The organism is Citrobacter sp. CK191, assembly GCF_030333435.1.
GTDB classification, from domain to species: Bacteria; Pseudomonadota; Gammaproteobacteria; order Enterobacterales; family Enterobacteriaceae; genus Citrobacter_B; species Citrobacter_B koseri.
Window position 1 is genome coordinate 268240 of sequence record NZ_JAOWFX010000003.1, and the last position, 15199, is coordinate 283438.

General features: G+C 51.7%; 14 protein-coding genes. 10 read left to right on the plus strand and 4 right to left on the minus strand.

The window, feature by feature from the left end; translation table 11 throughout:
* Window positions 1–68 precede the first annotated feature (68 nt).
* The 3 genes from priC to OGV82_RS01270 all read left to right on the plus strand — a co-directional run bounded on the left by priC (window position 69) and on the right by OGV82_RS01270 (window position 1795).
* Window positions 69–596, plus strand: a complete 528-nt coding sequence (gene priC, locus OGV82_RS01260) for a primosomal replication protein N'' (RefSeq protein ID WP_047458410.1) — start codon at window positions 69–71, stop codon at window positions 594–596.
* 14 nt (window positions 597–610) lie between these two features.
* Window positions 611–778: a pleiotropic regulatory protein RsmS gene (gene rsmS, locus OGV82_RS01265; protein WP_012133507.1), complete on the plus strand. Its 168-nt coding sequence runs from the start codon at window positions 611–613 to the stop codon at window positions 776–778.
* Window positions 779–847: 69 nt separating this feature from the next.
* The gene (locus OGV82_RS01270) at window positions 848–1795 is read left to right on the plus strand and encodes an Rpn family recombination-promoting nuclease/putative transposase (protein ID WP_047458414.1); all 948 of its coding nucleotides are present in this window, start codon (window positions 848–850) and stop codon (window positions 1793–1795) included.
* A gap of 36 nt (window positions 1796–1831) precedes the next feature.
* Here the strand turns inward: OGV82_RS01270 and mscK are convergent, their stop codons facing one another.
* Entirely contained in the window at window positions 1832–5194 is a 3363-nt protein-coding gene (gene mscK / locus OGV82_RS01275; protein WP_047458417.1) for a mechanosensitive channel MscK, read from the minus strand.
* A 119-nt stretch (window positions 5195–5313) separates the two neighbouring features.
* Window positions 5314–5967, minus strand: a complete 654-nt coding sequence (acrR, locus tag OGV82_RS01280; RefSeq protein WP_012133511.1) for a multidrug efflux transporter transcriptional repressor AcrR — start codon at window positions 5965–5967, stop codon at window positions 5314–5316.
* A 141-nt stretch (window positions 5968–6108) separates the two neighbouring features.
* Between acrR and acrA the strand changes: the two genes are divergently transcribed.
* The 6 genes from acrA to OGV82_RS01310 all read left to right on the plus strand — a co-directional run bounded on the left by acrA (window position 6109) and on the right by OGV82_RS01310 (window position 12912).
* Window positions 6109–7302 (plus strand): multidrug efflux RND transporter periplasmic adaptor subunit AcrA, encoded by a 1194-nt coding sequence (acrA, locus tag OGV82_RS01285; protein ID WP_047458420.1) that lies wholly within the window; start codon window positions 6109–6111, stop codon window positions 7300–7302.
* 22 nt (window positions 7303–7324) lie between these two features.
* Window positions 7325–10471, plus strand: a complete 3147-nt coding sequence (acrB, locus tag OGV82_RS01290) for an efflux RND transporter permease AcrB (protein WP_012133513.1) — start codon at window positions 7325–7327, stop codon at window positions 10469–10471.
* Between the two features lie 501 nt (window positions 10472–10972).
* Window positions 10973–11347, plus strand: a complete 375-nt coding sequence (tomB, locus tag OGV82_RS01295; protein WP_012133514.1) for an Hha toxicity modulator TomB — start codon at window positions 10973–10975, stop codon at window positions 11345–11347.
* A 27-nt stretch (window positions 11348–11374) separates the two neighbouring features.
* A complete protein-coding gene (hha, locus tag OGV82_RS01300; RefSeq protein WP_002892050.1) occupies window positions 11375–11593 on the plus strand; it encodes a hemolysin expression-modulating protein Hha in 219 nt (72 codons plus the stop codon).
* Between the two features lie 183 nt (window positions 11594–11776).
* The gene (maa, locus tag OGV82_RS01305; RefSeq protein WP_047458424.1) at window positions 11777–12328 is read left to right on the plus strand and encodes a maltose O-acetyltransferase; all 552 of its coding nucleotides are present in this window, start codon (window positions 11777–11779) and stop codon (window positions 12326–12328) included.
* Window positions 12329–12441: 113 nt separating this feature from the next.
* On the plus strand, window positions 12442–12912 hold the full coding sequence (locus tag OGV82_RS01310; protein WP_024130587.1) for a YlaC family protein: 471 nt from the start codon (window positions 12442–12444) through the stop codon (window positions 12910–12912).
* 77 nt (window positions 12913–12989) lie between these two features.
* Here the strand turns inward: OGV82_RS01310 and ykgO are convergent, their stop codons facing one another.
* Together ykgO and OGV82_RS01320 are read right to left on the minus strand one after the other, a co-directional pair.
* The gene (ykgO, locus tag OGV82_RS01315; protein ID WP_003859006.1) at window positions 12990–13130 is read right to left on the minus strand and encodes a type B 50S ribosomal protein L36; all 141 of its coding nucleotides are present in this window, start codon (window positions 13128–13130) and stop codon (window positions 12990–12992) included.
* Window position 13131: 1 nt separating this feature from the next.
* Window positions 13132–13392, minus strand: a complete 261-nt coding sequence (locus tag OGV82_RS01320; RefSeq protein ID WP_012133519.1) for a type B 50S ribosomal protein L31 — start codon at window positions 13390–13392, stop codon at window positions 13132–13134.
* Between the two features lie 225 nt (window positions 13393–13617).
* Between OGV82_RS01320 and pdeB the strand changes: the two genes are divergently transcribed.
* Window positions 13618–15168, plus strand: coding sequence for a cyclic di-3',5'-guanosine monophosphate phosphodiesterase PdeB (gene pdeB, locus OGV82_RS01325; RefSeq protein WP_047458434.1), 1551 nt, complete (start codon window positions 13618–13620; stop codon window positions 15166–15168).
* The last annotated feature ends 31 nt before the right edge of the window (window positions 15169–15199 follow it).

Consider the following 15199-nt stretch of genomic DNA (forward strand, 5'->3'; position numbering starts at 1 on the left):
ATGACAGTACGTAGTACACAAGGCTGCTACTGTAGCATAACAGTTATCATTTTCATCGGAGTGTTACATTGAAAACCGCCATGCTGTTACACAGGCTGGAAAGCCAGCTCGCCAGTCTGCGCCAGCAGAGCGCGCCGCTGGCACAGCATGCGACGCTCAGCGCACGCTTTGACAGGCATCTTTTTCGCACCCGCAGCACGCTATTGAAGGCGTATCTGGATGAAGCCGGAACCAACCTTGACGCGTTGCGCCATGCGGTTGAACAACAGACGTTGCCGCAGATTGCCTGGCTGGCGGAGCGCCTGGTTTCACAGATTGAGGCGATAACACGGGAAACCGCGACCTGGTCGCTCAGGGAGTGGGACAGCGCCTCCCCGGGGCTGGCGCGCTGGCAACGTAAACGCGTAAAACATCAGGAGTTTGAGCGTCGTCTGCTGGAAATGACCGAGGAGCGTAAAGCCCGTCTGGCGCAGGTCACCGGCTTCACCGAACAGCAGGCGCTACACCGGGAAATCGAGGCGTTTGAAGGCCGTCTGGCGCGCTGTCGTCATGCGCTGGAAAAAATAGAGCACGTACTGGCGCGCCTGACCCGTTAACCACTGGAGAAAATATGTCGCTTGAGAATGCCCCGGACGACGTCAAACTGGCCGTCGATCTGATCGTCCTGCTTGAAGAGAATCAGTTGCCCGCGCAAACCGTGCTACGCGCGCTGGAAATTGTAAAGCGTGATTATGAAAACAAACTAAAAAACGCGGAAGACGCCTCGCAAAGCGATTAAAAGGGAGCTGGTGCGTCCCCACCGTCAATGTCAGAGTCTGCGTCGGGACACAATGACGACGGACAGTTCATGGAACGACTTTCAACCACGCCGCATGATGCGGTATTTCGGCAACTGCTGACGCAAAAAGCGATCGCGCAGGATTTTTTACAGATCCATTTACCTGACACTTTTCTTCGCATCTGCAATCTGGATTCCCTGACGCTGGAGTCAGGAAGTTTTGTCGAAGACAACTTACGGGCCAGCTATTCAGACATCCTCTATTCCCTGCAAACTACGCATGGACCAGGCTACGTTTATGCGCTGATTGAGCATCAAAGCAAACCCGATAAATTCATGGCGTTTCGCCTGATGCGTTATGCCATCGCCGCCATGCAGCGGCATCTTGATGCCGGGCACGACACGCTGCCGTTAGTGGTTCCCTTACTGTTCTACCACGGGTCAATTAGCCCGTGGCCCTACAGCCTGAACTGGCAGAATATGTTTTGTGAGCCCGCGCTTGCCAATAGCCTTTACAGCAATGAATTTGCGCTGGTGGACCTGACCGTAATGCCGGATAATCAGATCATGCGGCATCGGCGAATGGCGATGCTGGAGTTACTGCAAAAGCATATACGTCGACGCGATCTGGCCGAATTACAGGATCAATTAATCACGCTATTAACGCAGGAACACCTGACCCGTAGCCAAATCAGCGTGCTGATACACTATATGTTGCAGGTTGGGAATACCACGGACCCCGGCGCGTTGATCCGCAAACTGGCCAGCAGCGCCCCCCAGTATAAGGAGCAACTGATGAGCATTGCCGAATGGCTGGAAGAGAAAGGCAGAGCAGACGGACTGCAAAAAGGAATGCAACAGGGAATGCAGCAAGGACGGCAAAAGGGCTTAGAAGAAGGTCGTCAGGCCGAAGCGCGCAGCATCGCTCTCAAAATGCTCGACAGCGGTCTGGCCCCCGATCTGATCACCCACCTAACCGGACTCTCGCCAGAAGAGCTGTCTGCGCTCTCCCATTAGAGACACTCAGGGCGGCCTGGCCGCCCTGAACAGAACTTAGCCCACCGACGGCGTCGGATCGTCGCCTTTGATTTCGCGTTTAACTTCCGTCACCTCGTCACCTTTCTCATTGCGCAGATGCACTTCAAGCTGGTTAAAAGCGATGTCGATGTTATTTTCACGGCACAAACGATCGATGGTCCGGTTCAGTTCATCCACCGTATGGCTGCGATCGCGCAGTTCACGCACGTACAGACGCAGTTCATGATCGAGCGTACTGGCGCCAAACGTGGTAAAGAACACCGCAGGTTCTGGCTCACGCATCACTTTCGGGTGCTCCGTCGCCGCCTGCAACAACACTTTTTTCACTTTGTCCAGATCCGAGCCATAGGCGACGCCAAGGCGGATCACCAGCCGGGTGGTGGTGTCGGACAGCGACCAGTTGATCAATCGTTCGGTCACGAAGGCTTTGTTCGGAATGATCACCTCTTTACGATCGAAGTCGGTAATGGTGGTCGCACGAATACGGATCTTGCTGACCGTCCCGGAGAAGGTGCCGATAGTCACCGTATCGCCAATGCGTACCGGGCGTTCAAACAGGATAATAATGCCAGAGACGAAGTTACCGAAAATCTCCTGCAAGCCGAAACCAAGACCGACCGATAACGCCGCCGCCAGCCACTGTAGTTTGTCCCACGATACGCCAAGCGATCCGAATACCGTCATCGCGCCAACGGCAATGATGATGTAGTTGAGGATCGTGGTGATCGCATACGAAGCCCCCTGGCGCATTTTCAGTCTGGAAAGTACCAGAACTTCCAGCAGGCCAGGTAAGTTACGGATCAGCGCCCAGGCCACCATTGACACAATAATGGCAAACAGCAGGCTGCCCATCGTAACGTTTTTAACCACCGCGGCGCCCGCTTCCGTGCCGTTGTAGTGCCAGAGCGTGATGCTGTCGAGATAGCTGAACACGGTGATCAGATCGGACCAAATCGCCCAGAACATCACCCCAAACAGGGCAATCATCAGCAGCATGGTGATGCGCAGCGTTTGCTGGTTAACCTGTTCCAGCGCAATGGTCGGTTCTTCCTGCGGCTCCGCGCCTTCTGCCCCCTCTTTCACCAGATTCTGACGACGCGCCAGCGCACGGCGCCAGGCAATACGACGCGCCGCGACGCTCAGGCCGCGTAACACGGTCTGATACAGCAGGTTCCAGATAATCACCAGATAGACGGTTTCAATCCAGCGCCCGGACAGGCGTAGCGTGGTATAGAAATAGCCCGTCGCGGTCAACACCATCAACGCGACGGGAATGATGGAGAGCACGGTAATCGTGATCAGACGTAAACCATGCGACTCCTTATCACGCCAGCTATCGCGGCACATTGGCCACACCAGCAGAGTAATAAGCAGAAGGTTGAGGAAAATCACCACCTGCCCCAGGACATCGTCCATCAGATGCAGCGGAGAAAGTTCAGCGACCACCGACCAAAAATGCAGCGGCAGTAGCGCCAGACTGATGCGCACAATCTGGCGGCGCCAGTGGCTGGTCAATTTCGCCGGCATGCCGAAGTGCCGAATGGCAACGCCCTCTTTCTCCAGCACCTTCCAGCACAGACCGAATACCAGCCAGAACAACGCCAGCTTTTTACTGAACGCCCATAACAGGTCGCTAATATTCAACTGCATGGTGAGGAGGATCAGCCCCACCGCAAGGATTATCAGACAAACCGGCAAGGCGCGAATCAGATCGATGAAAATCGCTTTCGGCGTATTGAGCTGGCTGTCGTTACGCAATGATCCCACCGCGGCCGCCAGCTTCTCCTGGTACGCTTTAAGCCATTTCAGTCGCCAGCGAATCACCCCGGCGATCAGCAGCAATGGCAGTCCCGCGAGGAATGCGATGAATACCGCAGGCCAGGCCTTTTCCCAGTTCACCGTAATTTTCATCGACCTGAACTGATCTTTCAGCGTTTGCGGGAAGGCTTTAATCCAGTCCCAGTCCATCGGGCGGTTACTGTTAACCCAAAAGATTTGCTGAGTCAGGATCTCTTTAAGGTTTTTCGAGACGCTCATCAGCTGCTGTTGATTGATTTGCAGGTTAATGGCCATCATCAGCTGATTGCCCAGTTGCTTATTCAACTGATCCAGCAATTCCCTGCGCATATCAACCACTTGCAGCAGCGCATCATGCACTTCGTCATTAACCTCGTCAGTGTGCCCTTCTTCCAGTTTGGCCACAAAGGCATCGTTCTGGAACAAAGCGTCACGCTGCTGGTTAACTTCAAACTGCTCCAGACGCAAATCCGCAATCCGGTTGGTCATATCGACAAGTTCATCTGCCGACGGCAGCGTTTGCTGCTGCTGATACAAGATACGCGACAACAGCAAACTGCCTCTCAGCACCGCAATCTGCTCTTTGATATTGCGCTCTGATTGCAGCGCGCGATCAAGCCAGTTTTTGACTTTGATGTTCTGCTGCATGAGCGCGTTGCCGTTTTCGGTTGCCGTGATCAGGCGCTGGCTCAGTTGATGATTGACATCCAGCTCCTGCTTCACAAGAGGGTTAGCCTGAATACGCGCAGTTTCATCCGGCGAGATCGCCTCCTGCGCCGTCTTCTCGGTTAGCGTCAGACGTTTGCTGTTGACCGCTTCCTGCAAAAGCTGGAGCTGGTGTTCCAGTCGATTGGTGTTCGCCGTAACGTAATCGCGCTGCTTTTGCAGGGTATCCTGCAAAACTGTATTGCCTTCCAGACTTTTGCGCTGCTGATCGATTTGCGCGTTAAGCAACGCCTGTTGCGCCTGTAGCAGAGCCTGTTGACTCGGGCGCAATGCGCCGTCCCCGACACTGGTGCCGTCCAGTCGATTACGGATTTGCTGCATTTGCTGCGACGCGGTATACATCGCGTTTTGTACACGCTCAGGCTGCGTCTGGAGCGAAACCAGCTGACTATTGTAAGTCGCCAGATCGTTTTGCGAGTTCTGCAAATCGTCCAGCACCTGCGCAACCCGAAGTTCCAGCTGGCGCAGCGAAAGCGTGCTCAACGTTTTTCGCGTTTCGTCGTCATTATCCACATCGCTGAGGGCATTCAGCGCGTCCGTCGCCTGACGCATTTTTTCCGGCGCCTGCGCGACTTTCTGACGTAATTGCGTGGTCTCCTCTTTTACCCGATCGATTTTATCAAGCGTGGCGAGCGTATCGATGAGATCCTGCTGAACCAGTTTATCCAGCGCCGAGAGGTCTTTCTGTTTACCCAGCGCATCCAGCTGGCTTTGCACGTCCGCTTTCGACGGCAGATCGCCATTCGTTTGCGCACGGGCAAACGCCGACGACTGACCGCACAGCAATAACACAAAGAAAATGATTGAGATAAAAACAAGATGCGATGAACGTTTATAGAGCTGCAACATAGTCATGGGAGTGAAGGTTTCTGAACCGGAAGAATGACCGGAAATAGTCAAGCCGCAAGAATATCACGGCGGTGACGGACAGAATAGCGGAACGGAAAATGTCCAGGATAATTCCTGGAATGATATCAGGGGCTTTCGAGGGCAGGCGCCGCTCTCAGCGTCGGGCAAAGCAGATACATTTCCAACAAGATGGCGACGTAATCTCGTGCTTCTTTTTTCAGATCAAAGGATTGCGGCGCAAAGAGCCAGTTTTCCATGATGCCGGAAATATAGCCGCGCATTAATATTGCCGCACGGCGCGTCATCAGGTTTCCCGGGAGCATTTTTGCTTTAATACAATGTGTTAGCGTTTGTTCAATGCGATCATAGCTTTCCACGCAGATGCTTCGCTGCGCCTGTTGCACTACCGCCATTTCACCCACGAATTCGCATTTGTGGAATATAATTTCCATCAATAAACGTCGGCGCTCTTCCGTCACGGTTGCTTCAAGAAGATGGACTAAAATTTCTCTTAATACTGATAGTGGATCGTCGGGGAATTTTGCCTGATACTCAATCTCAAGCTCACCAATATTGGATTCTGATAGCTCCCAGATTTCACTGAATAAATCCGACTTGTTTTTGAAGTGCCAATAGATTGCACCGCGTGTGACGCCAGCGGCTTTTGCAATCTCCGCGAGCGAAGTGGATGATACCCCTTGTCGCGAGAACAAACGCAGAGCTACATCCAGGATGTGTTGCCGAGTTTCCTGTGCTTGTTGTTTGGTTTTTCGTGCCATATGTCGGTGAATTTACAGGCGTTAGATTTACATACATTTGTGGATGTATGTACCATAGCACGACGATAATATAAACGCAGCAATGGGTTTGTGGACTTTTGACCATTGATCAATTTGAAATCGGACACTCGAGGTTTACATATGAACAAAAACAGAGGGTTTACGCCTCTGGCGGTCGTTCTGATGCTCTCAGGCAGCTTAGCGCTAACAGGATGTGACGACAAACAGGCCCAACAAGGTGGTCAGCAGATGCCAGAAGTTGGGGTTGTGACGCTCAAAACTGAACCTCTACAGATCACTACTGAACTCCCGGGTCGCACCAATGCATACCGTATTGCGGAAGTTCGTCCTCAGGTAAGCGGAATTATCCTGAAACGTAACTTTACGGAAGGCGGCGACATTGAAGCGGGTGTGTCTCTCTATCAGATTGATCCTGCGACTTACCAGGCGGCTTACGAAAGCGCCAAAGGCGATCTCGCTAAAGCGCAGGCGGCTGCAAATATCGCTCAGTTAACGGTTAAACGTTATCAGAAACTGTTGGGTACGAAATACATCAGCCAACAAGACTACGATAGCGCGCTGGCAGATGCGCAACAGGCGAATGCGTCTGTTGTGGCGGCAAAAGCGGCCGTTGAAACCGCACGCATTAATCTGGCGTATACCAAAGTGACCTCCCCGATTAACGGCCGTATCGGTAAATCATCCGTAACGGAAGGCGCGCTGGTACAAAACGGCCAGGCTACCGCCCTCGCGACAGTACAGCAACTCGACCCGATCTATGTGGATGTAACGCAGTCAAGCAACGACTTCCTGCGCCTGAAACAGGAGCTGGCGAGCGGCAAACTGAAGCAAGAGAACGGCAAAGCGAAAGTCGAGCTGGTCACCAGCGACGGCATTACCTATCCGCAATCCGGTACGCTTGAGTTTTCTGACGTCACCGTCGACCAAACCACCGGTTCTATTACGTTACGCGCAATCTTCCCTAACCCGGACCATACCTTACTGCCTGGTATGTTTGTTCGCGCACGTCTGGAAGAAGGCACCAATCCTGATGCATTGCTGGTTCCCCAGCAGGGCGTTACCCGTACGCCACGCGGTGATGCCAGTGCGTTGGTTGTCGGCGCCGATGACAAAGTGGAAACCCGTCAGATCGTCGCAAACCAGGCGATTGGCGATAAGTGGTTAGTCACTGATGGACTCAAATCGGGCGATCGCGTGATTGTTACCGGGCTGCAAAAAGTGCGTCCTGGCGCGCAGGTTAAAGCGCAGGAAGTCACCGCGGATAATGAACAGCAAGCCGCAAGCGCTAACCCGTCTGAACAGTCTAAGTCTTAACTTAAACAGGAGCCGTTAAGACATGCCTAATTTCTTTATCGATCGCCCTATATTTGCGTGGGTGATCGCCATTATCATCATGTTGGCAGGGGGCCTCGCGATCCTCAAACTGCCGGTAGCGCAATATCCAACGATTGCGCCGCCCGCAGTGACGATCTCCGCGACTTACCCTGGCGCTGATGCGAAAACCGTGCAGGACACGGTGACGCAGGTTATCGAACAGAACATGAACGGTATCGATAACCTGATGTACATGTCCTCAAACAGTGACTCCACGGGTACCGTGCAGATCACCCTGACCTTCGAATCCGGTACGGATGCAGATATCGCGCAGGTTCAGGTGCAGAACAAACTGCAACTGGCCATGCCGCTGCTTCCTCAGGAGGTTCAACAGCAGGGTGTGAGCGTTGAGAAATCATCCAGCAGCTTCCTGATGGTTGTGGGCGTCATTAACACCGACGGCACCATGACCCAGGAGGATATCTCTGACTACGTTGCGGCGAACATGAAAGACGCCATCAGCCGTACGTCAGGTGTGGGTGACGTGCAGCTGTTTGGTTCGCAGTACGCGATGCGTATCTGGATGGACCCAACGAAGCTGAACAACTTCCAGCTCACGCCAGTGGATGTGATTAACGCGATCAAAGCGCAGAACGCCCAGGTTGCGGCCGGTCAGCTTGGCGGTACGCCGCCGGTGAAAGGCCAGCAACTGAACGCCTCCATCATCGCACAAACGCGTCTGACCTCTACGGAAGAGTTCGGTAAAATTCTGCTGAAAGTGAACCAGGACGGCTCCCAGGTTCGCCTGCGCGATGTAGCAAGAATTGAACTGGGCGGTGAGAACTACGACATCATTGCGAAGTTCAACGGACAGCCTGCGTCTGGTCTGGGGATCAAGCTGGCGACCGGTGCGAACGCGCTGGATACCGCAAACGCCATCCGTGCAGAACTGAAGAAGATGGAACCGTTCTTCCCGTCAGGGATGAAGATCGTTTACCCGTATGACACCACCCCGTTCGTGACGATCTCCATTCACGAAGTGGTGAAAACGCTGGTAGAAGCCATCATCCTCGTGTTCCTGGTCATGTACCTGTTCCTGCAAAACTTCCGCGCGACGTTGATTCCGACAATCGCGGTGCCGGTGGTGCTGTTAGGGACATTCGCCGTGCTTTCGGCGTTCGGTTTCTCGATAAACACGCTAACAATGTTCGGGATGGTGCTCGCCATCGGCCTGTTGGTGGATGACGCCATCGTGGTGGTAGAGAACGTTGAGCGTGTAATGTCCGAAGAAGGATTGCCGCCGAAAGAAGCCACGCGAAAATCAATGGGCCAGATTCAGGGCGCGCTGGTGGGTATCGCGATGGTGCTGTCAGCGGTATTTATCCCGATGGCCTTCTTCGGCGGGTCTACAGGGGCTATTTATCGTCAGTTCTCCATCACCATTGTGTCCGCAATGGCGCTGTCAGTGCTGGTGGCACTGATCCTGACGCCAGCCCTGTGCGCAACCATGCTTAAGCCGGTTGCCAAAGGCAGCCACGGGTCAACCAAAGGTTTCTTTGGCTGGTTCAACAACATGTTCGAAAAGAGCACGCACCACTACACCGACAGCGTAGGCAACATCCTGCGCAGCACCGGTCGTTATCTGCTGCTCTATCTGATCATCGTGGTCGGCATGGCTTACCTGTTCGTTCGCCTGCCAAGCTCCTTCTTGCCGGACGAGGACCAGGGAGTCTTCCTGAGCATGGCGCAGCTGCCAGCGGGCGCAACCCAGGAGCGTACGCAGAAAGTTCTCGATGAGATGACCGACTATTATCTCACCAAAGAGAAAGATAACGTTGAATCCGTCTTTGCGGTTAACGGCTTTGGTTTTGCTGGTCGTGGTCAGAACACCGGTATCGCGTTCGTCTCGTTGAAAGACTGGGCCGACCGTCCGGGGGATGAGAATAAAGTCGATGCGATCACCGGTCGCGCGATGGGCGCATTCTCCCAGATTAAAGATGCGATGGTGTTCGCCTTTAACCTGCCAGCGATTGTCGAACTGGGTACGGCAACGGGCTTCGACTTCCAGTTGATTGACCAGGGCGGCCTCGGTCATGAAAAACTGACGCAGGCGCGTAACCAGCTGTTTGGCGAAGTTGCAAAACACCCGGATCTGCTGGTCGGCGTTCGTCCGAACGGTCTGGAAGATACGCCGCAGTTCAAGGTCGATATCGATCAGGAAAAAGCGCAGGCGCTGGGTGTTTCCATTAGCGATATTAACACGACGCTGGGCGCAGCATGGGGCGGCAGCTATGTGAACGACTTCATCGACCGTGGTCGTGTGAAGAAAGTTTACGTCATGTCTGAAGCGAAATACCGTATGTTGCCGGAAGATATCGGAAACTGGTATGTGCGCGGTAGCGATGGTCAGATGGTGCCGTTCTCGGCCTTCTCCTCCTCGCGCTGGGAATACGGTTCACCTCGTCTGGAACGCTATAACGGTCTGCCTTCAATGGAAATCCTCGGCCAGGCGGCACCAGGTAAGAGTACCGGTGAAGCAATGGCGATGATGGAAGAGCTGGCAAGCAAACTGCCATCCGGCATCGGCTACGACTGGACCGGGATGTCTTATCAGGAACGACTGTCCGGCAACCAGGCGCCTGCCCTGTACGCCATTTCACTGATCGTGGTCTTCCTGTGTCTGGCGGCGCTGTATGAGAGCTGGTCTATTCCGTTCTCCGTTATGCTGGTGGTGCCGCTCGGGGTTATCGGCGCGCTGTTGGCGGCAACCTTCCGTGGCCTGACCAACGACGTTTACTTCCAGGTGGGCCTGCTCACAACCATTGGGTTGTCGGCGAAGAACGCGATACTTATCGTCGAATTCGCCAAAGACTTAATGGATAAAGAAGGCAAAGGTCTGATAGAAGCAACGCTGGAAGCGGTACGTATGCGTTTACGCCCGATCCTGATGACGTCTCTGGCGTTTATCCTCGGCGTTATGCCGCTGGTTATCAGCTCTGGCGCAGGTTCCGGCGCGCAGAACGCTGTGGGCACCGGCGTAATGGGCGGGATGGTCACCGCAACGGTTCTGGCTATCTTCTTCGTTCCGGTCTTCTTTGTGGTGGTACGCCGCCGCTTTAGCCGCAAGAGCGAAGACATTGAGCACAGCCATTCGGTAGAGCATCATTGATTCATCTCCTGTGAAAAGGCCGCGCAAGCGGCCTTTTTTCTGGATAAAAATCATAAAAAGCGCTTATTGTTAGTTTGTTTATTCACCGTAGAATAAATAAGACATATAATCCCCAGCGTGCTAAAGGCTATTCTTAGAGAGTCTGGTCATTTCTTATTTTTTCCGTTAATTAAGAAATCATTAAGATTATTCCTGGTATATCGTGAGTGTAACAGCCTTCTTAACAATCGTCGTTAGCACAAATGACGATAACTCAATGATTGCAAAAACAATAAAAAGATCGCCTCATTTCAGGCATCGTCTTTTACGGTTAAAATGTAAAATTGCGTTGGGGCAACATACTTTTACCTAATTGTAATTTTTCGTAATAGGACGATGAAATCTTTTTTAGAGTGGATTATAGTTAAAACATCAGGAGAAGAGCGCAAGTTCCAGGTCAGTTAGTTGTATCCATCCCGAAAGGTGTTCGGTTAGTTCAAGCCACTAAGAAGGGGATGCGTTATGGATGAGTACTCACCCAAAAGACATGATATCGCACAGCTTAAATTTCTCTGTGAAACCCTGTATCATGACTGTCTTGCAAACCTTGAAGAAAGCAACCACGGTTGGGTTAATGACCCTACTTCGGCAATCAATCTTCAGCTCAATGAACTGATAGAGCATATTGCAACCTTCGCACTTAATTATAAAATTAAGTATAATGAGGACAATAAGCTGATTGCACAGATAGATGAATATCTGGATGACACCTTTATGTTGTTCAGCAGTTACGGCATTAATGCGCAGGATCTGCAAAAATGGCGAAAATCAGGAAACCGCCTGTTTCGCTGCTTCGTCAATGCCACCAGGGCGAATCCTGTTAGCTTGTCATGTTAAAAATTATTACAATCATAGGTAAGATTTATGTCCGATAAACCATTAACGAAAACAGATTATTTGATGCGTTTACGACGCTGCCAGACAATAGACACGCTGGAACGTGTAATAGAGAAAAATAAATATGAATTGTCTGACAATGAATTGGCTGTATTTTACTCAGCAGCAGATCACCGTCTTGCAGAATTGACGATGAATAAGCTCTACGACAAGATTCCCACCTCCGTGTGGAAATTCATTCGCTAATTTTTGCATAACGCTATGGAGAATACGTTCGTTCTGCCTGACCGAGGGTTTCCCTGTATTTACCGTTAATTCCTATTTTACGTCTCGTGATTTAGATCACATCAAGGTAACGGGAACGTTCCCTTAAAAGGCGTTGCGCTTTACTGTACTGCGGCAGTTAATCCACAAACAGAAGAGTGCATAATGAGCGAAGAAAAGCAGAAGATGATTGCCGGTGAGTTATATTGCCCGGCCGATGAGACATTGCGCAACGACCGCCTGCGGGCGCGCCAGTTGCTTCATCGATACAACCACTCCGCACCGGACGAGAAGAATGCGCGACAGGCTATTCTGAGCGACCTGCTAGGCCAGAGCGACGGTGCGTATATTGAGCCCTCCTTCCGCTGTGATTACGGTTACAATATTTACCTCGGCAAAGCATTTTACGCTAACTTCGACTGTGTGATGCTGGATGTCTGCCCGATTCATATCGGCGACAATTGTATGCTCGCGCCTGGCGTGCATATCTATACGGCGACGCACCCGCTGGATGCCACAGAACGCAACAGCGGTAGGGAACTGGGTAAACCTGTAACCATCGGGAATAATGTCTGGATCGGTGGTCGCGCCGTGATTAACCCTGGCGTCACCATTGGCGACAACGCCGTTGTCGCATCGGGCGCCGTCGTGACCAAAAGCGTTCCGGCCAACGTTGTGGTCGGTGGAAATCCCGCGCGAATCATTAAAACGCTGTAAAGCGAATTGTAACTGTTATGATAAATTGTGGTTAATCTGTTACTTTTTTCATGAAGTTCGCCCTTCTAAAATGGGCTGTTCCCTGAATGTTACAGAAATCACAAAGGCAAATGATGACAGAAATACAGCGCCTGCTGACGGAAACGATTGACGATCTCAATGCTCGCGAGAAACGCGACAACAGACCGCGTTTCAGTATTAGTTTTATTCGCAAACATCCGGGGCTGTTTATTGGCATGTATATCGCCTGGTTTGCCACGCTGGCTGTCATGCTGCAATCAGACACGCTGGTGGATTCAGTGTGGCTGCTGGTCGTATTATTCGTCCTGTTGAATGGTTTTTTCTTTTTTGATGTCGCCCCGCGTTATCGCTACGAGGATATCGACGTGCTGGATTTCAGGGTTTGCTATAACGGAGAATGGTATAACACGCGCTTCGTTCCCCCTGCGCTGATCCACGCTATTCTTCAGTCACCGCATGTTGGCAGCGACCAGAAAGCACAATTACAGAAGATGATAACGCGTAAAGGCGAACTCTCTTTCTACGATGTTTTCACGCTCACTCGCACAGAAACAAGCCACTAGTTTTCTCACTGTTGCAGATGTAAAAAGTGCGTACCGTCCCTGGCACGCACTGTAGTCCCTGCAATGTTGGCAAATCATTAACGTCTTTTTTTACGACCCTGCACCGCTTTAAAACGTGGATTGGATTTGCAGATCACATATAAACGCCCTTTGCGTTTAACTATCTGGCAGTCCGGGTGCCGCTGCTTTGCGCTACGCAATGAATTCAGTACCTGCATCTTATCCTCGCTTAGCGCCAATAAAATTTCCGAAACGTTTCTGGAAACGTGCTGCGCTGCCTTCGTTATCAAAGGTTTTTTGTTTTCCGGTGTAATAAGGGTGTGATTTAGAAGACACCTCAATGGTGACATACGGATAGGTCACGCCCTCAAGCTCAATCTCACGCTCGGTTTTGATCGTTGACCCCACCTTAAAGTATTCATTCGCACTGGTATCGTGGAACACCACGGTGCGATAGGCAGGATGGATATTCGGTTTCATGACAGCCTCAATATTATGTTATAACGTAACAATAAAATACGCCGCAAATTGCCGCTTTTCAACCCTCATAATGATGTGGTTATCCTTCAATATTGTACGTTTTAAGTCGAAACAAGCCCTTATTGAGCCAGAAAGAGCAAAAGCAGTTAGAATAACGTGATTAAACGAAGGGCTTTTTTACGTTCAGATATACTCGCCATATGCTGCATCAATAAGGATATCACCGTGACAACACGACATTTGGTCAGCCTGGTCACAGGGGTGCTCATTCTGTCTGTCCTTGCCCCTGTGGGATTAAGCCTCTGGCTCGCTCATCGCCAGGTTGAAAAGAAATTTATTGAGGAACTTAACGTCTATTCATCACGCGTAGCCTTACGCGCTGACAAAGTTGCCTCCCAGAGCAAACTGGCGTTAGACCAGCTAAACGCCTTTCGCGGTACGCCTTGTAGTAATGCGCATTTACTGACAATGCGCCGAATATCTTACAGTCTGCGCTACATTCAGGAAGTGCTATACCTCGACCAAAATATGCCTGTTTGCTCATCGCTGGAGCAAAAAAGCGCCCCCTTCGTTTTCCCCAAACCGGAAAAGATCACCCAGGACGGCTACCGCATATGGCTTACCTCGCAAAATGATTTAGGGCTCAAGCGCTTTATGGTCGCTGTGGGTAAAGGACACTATGTGGTCATGATGGACCCCGCCTCCTTCATTGATGTGATCCCATTTAGTTCATGGCATATTGATGCCGCTATTATTGGCGAAGCAAATAACATCGTGGCCGCCAGTAGCAATCGGCTCGATCCCGACATTATTCGACAATTGCAGCAGTCGCCCGGTCAATACCGGGAAGATCGCAACAGTGTCTACACAATTCAGCGCTCTCCTGAAATGAACATCGCCATCGTGACCTGGGCCTCCACGCTACCGCTACAAAAGAACTGGTATCGCCAGGCTTTTATCTGGCTACCGCTGGGGATGATGGCGAGCCTGCTGGCGGCGGCGTTTATTCTGCGCATTCTTCGCCGCTTACAATCACCACACCACCGTTTACTGGACGCCATCCATAACCGTGATATTAAGGTGCATTATCAGCCGATTATTTCGCTGAGTAGCGGGAAGATAGCAGGCGCGGAAGCGCTGGCTCGCTGGCCGCAAACCGACGGCAGCTACCTTTCGCCAGAAATATTTATTCCCCTCGCAGAACAAACGGGGCTTTCCGAACCGCTCACCCACCTGATTTTAGAGACCGTTTTTGAGGAGATGGGAACATGGCTGCGACAACACCCTGAGCAGCACATTTCTATCAATATTGAGGCAACGACCCTTGCGTCGGAGAAACTTCCGGTACATCTCAGCCAGTTGCTTAACCGGAGTCAGATTTCACCGTCGCAAATCGCCCTGGAGCTGACCGAGCGTGAGTTTGCCGATCCCAAAACCAGCGCGCCAGTCATTGCCAGATACCGCAAAGCCGGTCACGCGATTTATCTTGATGACTTTGGCACTGGCTATTCCAGTCTTTGCTACTTACAGAATCTGGACGTGGATATTCTGAAGATCGACAAGTCCTTTGTTGATGCGCTGGCCTACAAAAATGTGACGCCGCATATTATTGAAATGGCGAAAACGCTGAAGCTGAAAATGGTGGCGGAAGGTATTGAAACGACGCATCAGGAGGACTGGTTACGCCAGCACGGCGTGCAGTATGGTCAGGGATGGCTTTACAGCAAAGCGCTGCCCGCCGCAGAATTTATTTTGTGGGCGGAAAAACGGATTTAGAATGGGGACGGCTGGCGGCACGCCGCACAGC

Excerpts from the sequence above, each read along its gene's own strand:
- acrB (WP_012133513.1), top strand. The coding sequence starts at position 7,325 with ATGCCTAATTTCTTTATCGATCGCCCTATATTTGCGTGGGTGATCGCC.
- acrA (WP_047458420.1), top strand. The coding sequence starts at position 6,109 with ATGAACAAAAACAGAGGGTTTACGCCTCTGGCGGTCGTTCTGATGCTC.
- tomB (WP_012133514.1), top strand. The coding sequence starts at position 10,973 with ATGGATGAGTACTCACCCAAAAGACATGATATCGCACAGCTTAAATTT.
- OGV82_RS01320 (WP_012133519.1), bottom strand. The coding sequence starts at position 13,392 with ATGAAACCGAATATCCATCCTGCCTATCGCACCGTGGTGTTCCACGAT.
- mscK (WP_047458417.1), bottom strand. The coding sequence starts at position 5,194 with ATGACTATGTTGCAGCTCTATAAACGTTCATCGCATCTTGTTTTTATC.
- rsmS (WP_012133507.1), top strand. The coding sequence starts at position 611 with ATGTCGCTTGAGAATGCCCCGGACGACGTCAAACTGGCCGTCGATCTG.
- OGV82_RS01310 (WP_024130587.1), top strand. The coding sequence starts at position 12,442 with ATGACAGAAATACAGCGCCTGCTGACGGAAACGATTGACGATCTCAAT.
- maa (WP_047458424.1), top strand. The coding sequence starts at position 11,777 with ATGAGCGAAGAAAAGCAGAAGATGATTGCCGGTGAGTTATATTGCCCG.
- OGV82_RS01270 (WP_047458414.1), top strand. The coding sequence starts at position 848 with ATGGAACGACTTTCAACCACGCCGCATGATGCGGTATTTCGGCAACTG.
- acrR (WP_012133511.1), bottom strand. The coding sequence starts at position 5,967 with ATGGCACGAAAAACCAAACAACAAGCACAGGAAACTCGGCAACACATC.
- ykgO (WP_003859006.1), bottom strand. The coding sequence starts at position 13,130 with ATGCAGGTACTGAATTCATTGCGTAGCGCAAAGCAGCGGCACCCGGAC.
- hha (WP_002892050.1), top strand. The coding sequence starts at position 11,375 with ATGTCCGATAAACCATTAACGAAAACAGATTATTTGATGCGTTTACGA.